Origin of the sequence: Micromonospora sp. DT229 (assembly GCF_049844505.1) — a bacterium.
Classification (GTDB): domain Bacteria; phylum Actinomycetota; class Actinomycetes; order Mycobacteriales; family Micromonosporaceae; genus Micromonospora.
In genome coordinates this window covers 21543-30298 of record NZ_JBNCLD010000033.1, presented here as the reverse complement: position 1 = coordinate 30298, position 8756 = coordinate 21543, and the positions used below count along the sequence as shown (strand labels likewise).

At 69.4% G+C, this 8756-nt stretch carries 8 protein-coding genes; 2 read left to right on the top strand and 6 right to left on the bottom strand.

The features are described from left to right. The first annotated feature begins 165 nt into the window (after positions 1 to 165). On the top strand, positions 166 to 1533 hold the full coding sequence (locus ACLQ2T_RS28605; RefSeq protein ID WP_425769469.1) for a ricin-type beta-trefoil lectin domain protein: 1368 nt from the start codon (positions 166 to 168) through the stop codon (positions 1531 to 1533). A 218-nt stretch (positions 1534 to 1751) separates the two neighbouring features. Here ACLQ2T_RS28605 and ACLQ2T_RS28600 read toward each other — a convergent pair whose 3' ends face one another. Then, positions 1752 to 2387 carry a LuxR C-terminal-related transcriptional regulator gene (locus tag ACLQ2T_RS28600; RefSeq protein ID WP_425769468.1) on the bottom strand — a complete coding sequence of 212 codons (636 nt, stop codon included), beginning with the start codon at positions 2385 to 2387 and terminating at the stop codon, positions 1752 to 1754. Next, positions 2339 to 3640, bottom strand: a complete 1302-nt coding sequence (locus ACLQ2T_RS28595) for a sensor histidine kinase (protein ID WP_425769471.1) — start codon at positions 3638 to 3640, stop codon at positions 2339 to 2341. The genes ACLQ2T_RS28600 and ACLQ2T_RS28595 overlap by 49 nt, the downstream gene beginning before the upstream one ends. 114 nt (positions 3641 to 3754) lie before the next feature. Between ACLQ2T_RS28595 and ACLQ2T_RS28590 the strand changes: the two genes are divergently transcribed. Further along, a complete protein-coding gene (locus ACLQ2T_RS28590) occupies positions 3755 to 4786 on the top strand; it encodes a fatty acid desaturase family protein (protein ID WP_425769467.1) in 1032 nt (343 codons plus the stop codon). A gap of 44 nt (positions 4787 to 4830) precedes the next feature. Here ACLQ2T_RS28590 and ACLQ2T_RS28585 read toward each other — a convergent pair whose 3' ends face one another. The 4 genes from ACLQ2T_RS28585 to ACLQ2T_RS28570 are packed head-to-tail and all read right to left on the bottom strand — an operon-like array spanning position 4831 to position 8662. Next, positions 4831 to 5667, bottom strand: coding sequence for an AAC(3) family N-acetyltransferase (locus ACLQ2T_RS28585; RefSeq protein WP_425769466.1), 837 nt, complete (start codon positions 5665 to 5667; stop codon positions 4831 to 4833). 16 nt (positions 5668 to 5683) lie between these two features. Next, positions 5684 to 7810 carry a tetratricopeptide repeat protein gene (locus tag ACLQ2T_RS28580; protein ID WP_425769465.1) on the bottom strand — a complete coding sequence of 709 codons (2127 nt, stop codon included), beginning with the start codon at positions 7808 to 7810 and terminating at the stop codon, positions 5684 to 5686. Beyond that, positions 7807 to 8388 carry an RNA polymerase sigma factor gene (locus ACLQ2T_RS28575; protein ID WP_425769464.1) on the bottom strand — a complete coding sequence of 194 codons (582 nt, stop codon included), beginning with the start codon at positions 8386 to 8388 and terminating at the stop codon, positions 7807 to 7809. The genes ACLQ2T_RS28580 and ACLQ2T_RS28575 overlap by 4 nt, the downstream gene beginning before the upstream one ends. A gap of 1 nt (position 8389) precedes the next feature. After that, complete coding sequence (locus tag ACLQ2T_RS28570; RefSeq protein ID WP_425769463.1) at positions 8390 to 8662, bottom strand: hypothetical protein; 273 nt, start codon at positions 8660 to 8662, stop codon at positions 8390 to 8392. Positions 8663 to 8756: the final 94 nt, after the last annotated feature.

Genomic DNA, 8756 nt, shown 5'->3' with positions numbered 1-8756 from the left:
CCGCCGGGGGTTTCCGCCCCCCCCCCGGGTGGGGGGGTGCTGCCCGGGCGGGCCCCCGGGGGGGGGGGGGGGGGGCCCCCCCCCCCCCCCCCGCCCCACCCTCCACCACTCCACCACCAGGAGGTACCCACCGTGCAAGGACAGGTACACCATCCCCCACCCGCGGTGACCACCGACGCAGACCGCGTGCCCGGCCGTCGAGGACGGCTGGTCAAGCTGGCTGCGGCCGGGATCGCCGCCGCCGTCGGGCTGCTCACCGTGACGGTGGCGGCCGGGTCGGCCTCGGCCGCCGACAACCCGTACCAGCGGGGCCCGGACCCCACCCGGACCAGCGTCGCCACCGAACACGGCCCCTTCGCCAACACCTCGGTCAGCGTCCCGACCGGGTACGGCTTCAACGGCGGCCGGATCTACTACCCGACCGACACCAGCCAGGGCACCTTCGGGGCCATCGCCATCTCGCCGGGTTACACCGCGTTGTTCTCCGCCGAGCTGGCCTGGATGGGACCCTGGCTGGCCTCCCACGGCTTCGTCGTGATCGGCATCGAGACCAACAGCCGTAACGACTTCGACACCGCCCGCGGCACCCAGTTGCTCGCCGCGTTGGACTACCTGACGCAGCAGAGCCCGGTACGCGACCGGGTCGACGCGAGCCGGCTGGCCGTCGCCGGTCACTCCATGGGTGGCGGTGGGGCGCTGAGCGCCGCCATGCGGCGTCCGTCGTTGAAGGCGGCGGTCGGCATCACCCCGTTCTCGCCGTCGTCGAACCTGGCCAACGACCGGGTGCCCACGATGGTCATCTCCGGGCAGGCGGACACGGTGGTCACCCCCTCCTACGCCCTCGATCTGTACAACAGCCTCCCGTCCACCACGGAGAGCGTGTACGTCGAGGTCGCCGGTGGGGATCACGGGTTCATGGTCGGGCGGTCCAACCCGGTGATGATCCGGACCATGCTGCCCTTCCTGAAGATCTTCGTCGACAACGACGCCCGGTACAGCCAGTTCCTGTGCCCGCTGATGGACAACAGTGGAGTGGTCACCTACCGCAGCACCTGCCCGCTGATCGACACCCCGACCACCCCGCCGCCGACCAGTCCCCCGCCGACCGACCCGCCACCCACCACCCCCCCGCCGACCACCCCGCCGCCCAGCTCGGCCACCCAGATCGTCGGGGTCCAGTCCAACCGGTGCATCGACGTACCGAACTCCTCCCGCAACAACGGCACCCGGGTCCAGCTCTACGACTGCCACGGACAGACCAACCAGTCCTGGACCCACACCGCCAGCAGGCAACTCCAGGTGTACGGCAACATGTGCCTGGACGCGGCCGGCACCGGCAACGGCGCAGCCGTGCAGATCTACAGCTGCCACGGCGGCGCCAACCAGCAGTGGAACGTGAACTCCAACGGCACCATCAGCAATGTCCAGTCCGGACGCTGCCTGGACGTCTGGAGCACCGCCAACGGTGCCCAGGTCCAGCTCTACGACTGCCACGGCGGCACCAACCAGCGATTCAACCTCGTCGCACGATGACCGTGGCTGACTCGCCGGACAACCTGTCCGAGAGCAGACCGGTCGGCAGGCTGCAGGGCTGAATCCGGTCCTGAACAGACCAGACCGGAAACCGGGCGGGCTCGACCTCACGTCGGGCCCGCCCGGATCAGCTACAGACCGTGCCGTTCGTCGGTGATGACGGACGGGCACCGGTCGCAGGCGCAGGTCCTCGCCGCCGCGTCCTCCGTCCAGCCCGTTCAGCCGTTGAGGTACGCCAGGACGGCGAGGACGCGCCGGTTGTCATCCTCTGAGGGTGGCATGTCAAGTTTGGTGAAGATGTTGTTGATGTGTTTGCTCACGGCTTTTTCGGTTATGCGGAGTTTGCCCCCGATCGCCGCGTTGGAGCGGCCTTCGGCCATTTCACCGAGCACTTCCCGTTCTCTGGGGGTGAGCACCGCCAGCGGCTCTCGGCGGACGAGGAGTTGCGAGATCACCTCAGGGTCCATGGCGGTACCGCCGGCGGCGACCCGGCGCACGGCGTCGACGAAGTCGCCGACGTGGGACACGCGGTCCTTGAGCAGGTAGCCCACACCGCCGTGCGGTGTGCTGAGCAGTTCGCGGGCGTACAAGGGCTCGACGTGCTGGGAGAGCACGAGGATGGGCAGGCCGGGAATCTGGGTACGAGCCGCTATCGCGGCCTGCAGACCTTCGTCGGTGAACGTCGGCGGGAGGCGGACGTCGACGACCGCCACCTGAGGCCGGTGGGTGATCAGGGCAGGCAGCAGGGCCGGGCCGTTGTCGACGGCGGCGACGACGTCGAAGTCGAAGGCCCGCAGGATTCTGGTCAGCCCGTCCCGGAGGAGCGCGTGGTCCTCGGCGATGACAACGCGCACGGCAACTCCATGGTGATGACGGTGGGCCCACCGAGCGGGCTCGACAGGGCCATCGTGCCATCGAAAGCGGCGAGGCGGCGTTCGATGCCCCGCAGACCGGTGCCGGCCGCGGGATCGCCGCCGCCCACGCCGTCGTCGGCGACCACCATCGTCAGAGTGCCGTCCGCATGCCGCAGGGACACCGATCCGGTGTGAGCGCGACTGTGGCGGACCATGTTGGTCAGCGTCTCCGCGACGGCGAAGTACGCGGCCGACTCCACGGGTGTGTCGAGTCGGCCGGGCAGGTCGACATCGACCGTGAGCGGCACGGGCAGGCTGAGCGCCAGCGCCCGCACCGCGCCGTCCAGTCCGCGTTCGGCCAACACGGGTGGATGGATACCACGGACCAGGTGCCGCAGCTCGACCAGTGCGGTGCCGCTGGCTTCACGCGCTTCAGCGAGCATCTCGTGGGCTGCGGCCGGGTTCCGGTCGATCAGTTCGTCGGCGAGACCGATCGTCATGCCCAGCGAGACGAGCCGCGCCTGGATGCCGTCGTGCAGGTCGCGCTCGATGCGGCGCAGCTCGGCTGCCTGGGCGTCCACCGTGTCGGCGCGCGTAACGGTCAGCTGGGTGACCCGCAGGCGGAGTTCGGCGGCCTTGGTCGGTGCCAGGAGGAGTCGGGCGAAGTACGCGTCGACCCGCCGTAGCCACGGCGCCAGCCACAGACCGCCGGCCAGGATGGCGGCGCCCTGCGGCAGGCAGATCAGCCCTTCACTGAATGTGTCGATGGACCAGACAGCACCGTAGCCGTACCAGTCGGTGCCGAGCCAGATCCACAGCGGTGTCAGCGTCAGACCCATGATCCCGTACAGCGGCACGGCCAGAGAGATCACGCCGAGGGTGGCCCCGACGATCCCGCCGGGCAGGAGCCACGCGAGGTCGCGCCAGGTGGCCGAGTCGGTGATGATCCACCGGAAGCGCCGCCAGCCGCCGGCGATACCCCGCTGCGGGGGCGGACGGTAGGGACGTGGCACCGGGACCCCGGCCCGTGCGGCACGCCTACGTTCGAGATCCGCCCGCTTCCGGACCAGCGTCGTCGTCAAGCACACCAACGCCATGCCGAGCAGCGGCACCGGGACCAGCACCAGCGCCAGCAGCGATACGACGAGCAGCGCGACGTTGGCCACGGCCAGGCCGATCGCGGCCAGACCGGCGAGCACCGCGCGCACACCCCGCCGCACCCACTCGTACGTCCGCCCGTCCGGCCCGGCCATGTCCACGGTTGTCATTGTGCCCGCGCGATCGCCGTCTCTCGGTGGTGCTAGCACCCCGTTCGGCGGGGAGACAGCGTTCCTGACAGCGCCCTTCCCAGGCGGTCTGCTGGGCTCATGACGACTACCACGAAACCGTCGCAGTCGACGACCGGCAGTGATTTCGCCGTCCTGTCCCGCCGGATCATCGACGCCGGGTTGATGCGCCGCCGGCCTGCCTACTACGTCGTCCGGCTGAGCGTCGTCACGCTGATGTTCGTCGGCGGCTGGGCGGCCTTCTTCGCCATCGGCTCCTCCTGGTGGCAGATGATCACCGCCGTGTTCCTCGCCGTCACGTTCGCCCAGGTCGCACTCGTGGCGCACGACCTGGCGCACCGCCAGGTGTTCCGCACCAGACGGCCGAGCGCGGTCGCCGGACTGCTGGCCGGCAATCTCGGCATCGGAATGAGCTACGGCTGGTGGATGGACAAGCACACCCGTCACCACAACAACCCCAACCACGACGACCTCGACCCGGACGTGGCCCCCGAGGTGCTCGTCTGGACCACCGAATCGGCCCTCGGCCGGCGCGGGCTGAAGGGCCTCATCACCCGGCACCAGGCCGCACTGTTCTTCCCGCTGCTCACGCTGCTCGCCGGCAGCCTGAAGGTGTCAAGCGTCAAGGCGTTGCGTGACGGCACGGTGAAACAGCGGGGTGTGGAGGGCGCACTGCTGATCCTGCACGCCGTCGGCTACCTGGGCGCACTGGTGCTCGTGCTCTCGCCGCTGCAGGCCGTCGCCTTCCTGCTGCTGCACCAGGCACTGTTCGGCGTCTACCTCGGCATGACCTTCGCTCCCAACCACAAGGGCATGCCGCACCCGACCGGCACCGAGGACTATCTCCGCAAGCAGGTGTTGACCTCCCGTAACGTTCGGGGGAACCGGCTGGTCGACGCGGCACTCGGCGGTCTGAACTACCAGATCGAACACCACCTGTTCCCCGGCATGCCGACGCCCAACCTGCGCAAGGCACAACCGATCGTGCAGGCATACTGCGCCGAGATCGGCGTCGCCTACGTACAGACCAGTCTCGTCACCTCCTACCGCCAGGCCCTGCGACACCTGCATGAGGTGGGTGCACCCGCACGCGCAGAACACGCGCGGCGCTGAACCAGGTCGACCCGACGGGGTCCCGTTCCCGATCGGGCAGCGGGTCAGCGTGGTGGCTGGTAGGTCATCGGGCCTCCGGCGATGGCGTCTCGACAGAGCATGCAACCGGCGGCAGGACAACGGGTGATGTCCTGCTGGGCGACGATGGCGGCCGTCGCGGCGGCAAGGGTCTGCCGGGCTGGAAAGGCGCGCCAGCGCGAGGCGCCGACCATGATGCTCTGGGCGAGAGGACTGAGGACCGGCTCCAGCTTCGGGAACCCTGCGGAACAGGAGCCGACCTCGACCATGCGGGTGGCGCCGTCGATGTCGCGCGCCCATCTGCGGAACATCCGGCGGCCGGACCGATGCTCGGCCAGATGCAGGGCGGTCATGCGGTTGAGGCCCACACCGATGAGCAGGATCACGCCGTCGCGGTCGGCCAGCGCACGAATCGGCCCGTACACGTCATCGGGGCTCTGGGCGCCGATGATCTCGGCGGCCTCCGGGCCGATCGCGGCGAAGGAGTTGAGTGGATGCCGTCCGCGTACGGCGTCGGAGCGCCCGACGAGCACGGCCGGAAGCAGGCCGAGCAAAGGGTTGATCAGTCCGCAGTCGACGCGGTAGGGGCTGGTCTCCAGCGAGGTGTCGTCGACAGACACGGCAGCGTAGTCCACGCCGTTGCGGACCGGACGCATGTCGGTGGGGGCAGCCACTGCGAACTGGGGTTCCGTGAAGGTGGGCACCATCACGGTGCAACCCCGGTTGAGCAGTGTGTCGAGGATGGCGTCGGCACCGCCGTCGAGCACCGTTCGGAAGGACCGCAGTGAGGTGTGCAGCATGACGGTGCGCTTGGTCAGGTGCAGACCTGCGAGGGCGGCGGTGAGGTGTTCCTCGGTGATCATGTGGACCTCCGAATGGTCAGGCCGGGTGTTCGGCGTCGATGATCTGCCCGCGCAGAAGCTCGTCCAGCGCGTACCGGGTGGTCTCGGTCTCGGGATGGTCGGTGCCCAGGGTGCGGTCGCGGCGCTCCAGGACCTGTCGGTAGAGGGTCTCCGCCTCGCTCCGGCGGCCCTGACGCGCGATCGTCCAGGCGAGTTCGTGCAGGGTGAGCAGGACATGGGGGTGGTCGGCCTCGAGCACCTGACGCAGGTCGAGGAGCCGGCGGTAGAAGGCCTCCGCCTCGGCCCATCTGCCCTGTTTGGCGGTGATCCAGGCGAGCGCGTGCTGGGTCTGGAGGGTTTGTGGCGCAAGATCGGAAAGGACACGTCGCCGATCGCGCAGAACCTCCTCGAAAATCGGTTGGGCTTCGTCGAGGCGGCCCTGCCGGGCGATCGCGTACGCCAACTCGTGACGCGTGGTCAGGGTGTCCCGCGAGTCCGGCCCGAGGTGGAGCACGCAGTCGCGAAGGGTGTCCCGATAGCGTTGCTCGGCCTCGGCCCAACTGCCGAGCAGGCTGGCGATCCACCCGGACTCGTGGCGGCTGCGGAGGGTGTCGGGGTGGGAGTCGCCCAGGACCCGCCGCCGGATGTCGAGCACCTCCTGGTAGATGGTCTCCGCTTGGGTCAGATCGCCCCTGTTGGCGACGGTCCAGGCGAGTTGATGCCGGACCCGCAGCACCGCCGGATGTTCCTCACCCAGCGCCGCACAGCGGTCGAGGGCGATCCGGCACAGCATGCCGGCGGCCCTGAACGCGCCGCTGTGGTTGAAGGCCCTGGCCACACCGGCGGTGGCGTCGGCCAGCCGGGCGAGGTGTTCGTCGTCCCCGTGTTCGGCCGCGGTTTCGAGCAGGGCCAGCAGGTGTTGGCTGAGCAGCCGATACTCCGGCCAGCATTCCGGCTGGCCATGGCTGAGCTCCCGCAGTGCGCCGACCAGATGCGCGACTGCGGTCTGCCACACCTCCGGTCCTCCAAGGCGGTCACGGTGGGTGGCGGTGACGACGGGATGCAGGGTGATCGCGGCGGAGCCGCTCCGGATCAGACCCACACCCGTCAACCCGTCGAGCGCCTCCTTCAGGCCGCTCATGGACAGCATGCGCGTCGGGATCTGCTCGGGCGCGTAGCAGCTGGCCAGCCGCAGTAGCGTCCGAGCCTGGGGGATGCCCTGTCGGGCCAGCCCGTCCAGAGAGATCTCCGCAGTACGGGCCACCATGGTTCCCTCACGGCTGCCGAGGGCCCGATCGTAGGCGGCGAAGGTGTGCGACTGCGCTAGCCCGGAGCCCAGGTAGGTCCCGGCCAGGTGAAGGACGAGCGGCAGACCACCGATCCGACGCGCCAGGGCCAGGGCCTCGGACTCGTCCCCGGCCTTCGGCGCGAGATCGCGGAGGACCTGCGCGGCATCGACCTCACTCAGCTGGCCGACCGCGAAGAGTCGGGCGCCCACCCACATGCGTGGGTCGGTTTCCCGGCTCGTCACCACGACCAGGCCGCGCTGCGACGCCCGCACCCAGCTTCGGCCGTCCTGGATACCCGCCGGCGAGTCAGCTGCGGCAAGGATCCAGGGATCGTCGGCGTTGTCGATGACGAGCAGCCAGCTTCTGGGCGAGCGTTCCAGCAGACGCCAGAGCCGGTCGGGGCCGTCAGCCGCCCCGTTGGCGATCGACTCCAGGTCTGTGGTGGAGCCGCCGAGGTCGCTCATCACCGTGGTCAGACCCTCGAAGAACCCAGCCGGATCGGCGGCGGAGACCCACCACACCTGGCGGTCCCAGCTTCGCGCCCGCTGCGTCAGGGCGGCAGCCAGCGTGGACTTACCCGAACCGCCTGCCCCGACGAGCACGGCGGGACCGCCCGCCGCGGGTCGGCGCGCCAGGGTCATCAACTCTTCCAGCAGATCGTGGCGCCCCCGCAGTTCCAGCTGCGAGCGTCGCACCGCGGCAGAGGCGAGGTCTTCCGTCTCCTCCACCACGTCGACTTCCCGGTCGATCCAGGTCCTCAGGTCGGCCAGGCCGCGCCTGAGGTCAAAGGGCGGGAGCGCCTCTCCCCCGGCGGCACGGGCGCGTCGGTAGACCTCGGCGAACGTGAGCGGCATCCGCTCCTCGTTGTCGGTCATTGCGCAGACTCCCAGTCTTCCTCGGCTTCGATGAACGGCACCAGGTGTCCGACACTGGCTCTCAGCTGCAGACGTGCCTCTCGCAGATGGACGCGAACCGTGCTCGCCGCCAGCCCGAGGTGGTCGGCGGCGCGCTTGACATCCCATGCCTCACCCCAGACCAGGAGCGCGACCATCCGCCGACGCGGTGGCATCTGTTCGATCGCCTTCCAGCAATTGGTCAGGGCGATCATCAGTTCCACCTGCTCGGCCGTCTCGTTGTCGGACGTCGGGGACAGGTCGGAGACATCGACGGCCAGATCGACCCGGTTCTGCTTCCTCCACAGGTCGACGGCCTTGTTCCTGAGCACCTGACGCAGCCATCGTCTGCGCTCGTCGGAACCGAAGGGCTCGACCTTCTCCCAGTCGCGGATGGCTTCGTGAAACGTGATCTGAACCAGATCCTGCGCATCGGAGGCCCGGACCCACGAACGCGAGTGGGCGTACCGGTACAGGTCCTCGGCCTCGAGCACGTAGAGCTGCTCGATCTGCTCGACCTGGTTTCTGGTGAGCTTCGGCCGGGACTCGACGGACCCCACATCACGTCCCTGGTTGCTGTCGGTGCCGAGCTGCCTCGGCATTCCAGGTCAGCCGGACGGTCTGCCCGCCCGTCGCGTTCCAGCACGCGAACCGGACCGTGAGAGTGGCGCGGGTCGGGGTGGCCAGGCCGCCTCGCGCCTGCCACTCGGCGAGCAGGCTCATCGCGGTGCAGACGGCCAGCATGCCGCCCATCAGCGTAGTCGACTGCCAGGGCAGGGCGTCCGCAGTCAGGGCGGTCAACGCCGCCCATGCTCCGTGTTTGGGCAATGTCATCACACCCCTCTGTCGTGCGGCACCCCGTTCGCGTTTGGTCGTCCCCACGAAAACCACCGATGCCGTCGGGTCACCTGGATGTGCCCGAAGGTGG

Coding starts and splice junctions, on each gene's coding strand:
- ACLQ2T_RS28595 (WP_425769471.1), bottom strand. CDS start 3,640: ATGGCCGGGCCGGACGGGCGGACGTACGAGTGGGTGCGGCGGGGTGTG.
- ACLQ2T_RS28590 (WP_425769467.1), top strand. CDS start 3,755: ATGACGACTACCACGAAACCGTCGCAGTCGACGACCGGCAGTGATTTC.
- ACLQ2T_RS28585 (WP_425769466.1), bottom strand. CDS start 5,667: ATGATCACCGAGGAACACCTCACCGCCGCCCTCGCAGGTCTGCACCTG.
- ACLQ2T_RS28580 (WP_425769465.1), bottom strand. CDS start 7,810: ATGACCGACAACGAGGAGCGGATGCCGCTCACGTTCGCCGAGGTCTAC.
- ACLQ2T_RS28570 (WP_425769463.1), bottom strand. CDS start 8,662: ATGACATTGCCCAAACACGGAGCATGGGCGGCGTTGACCGCCCTGACT.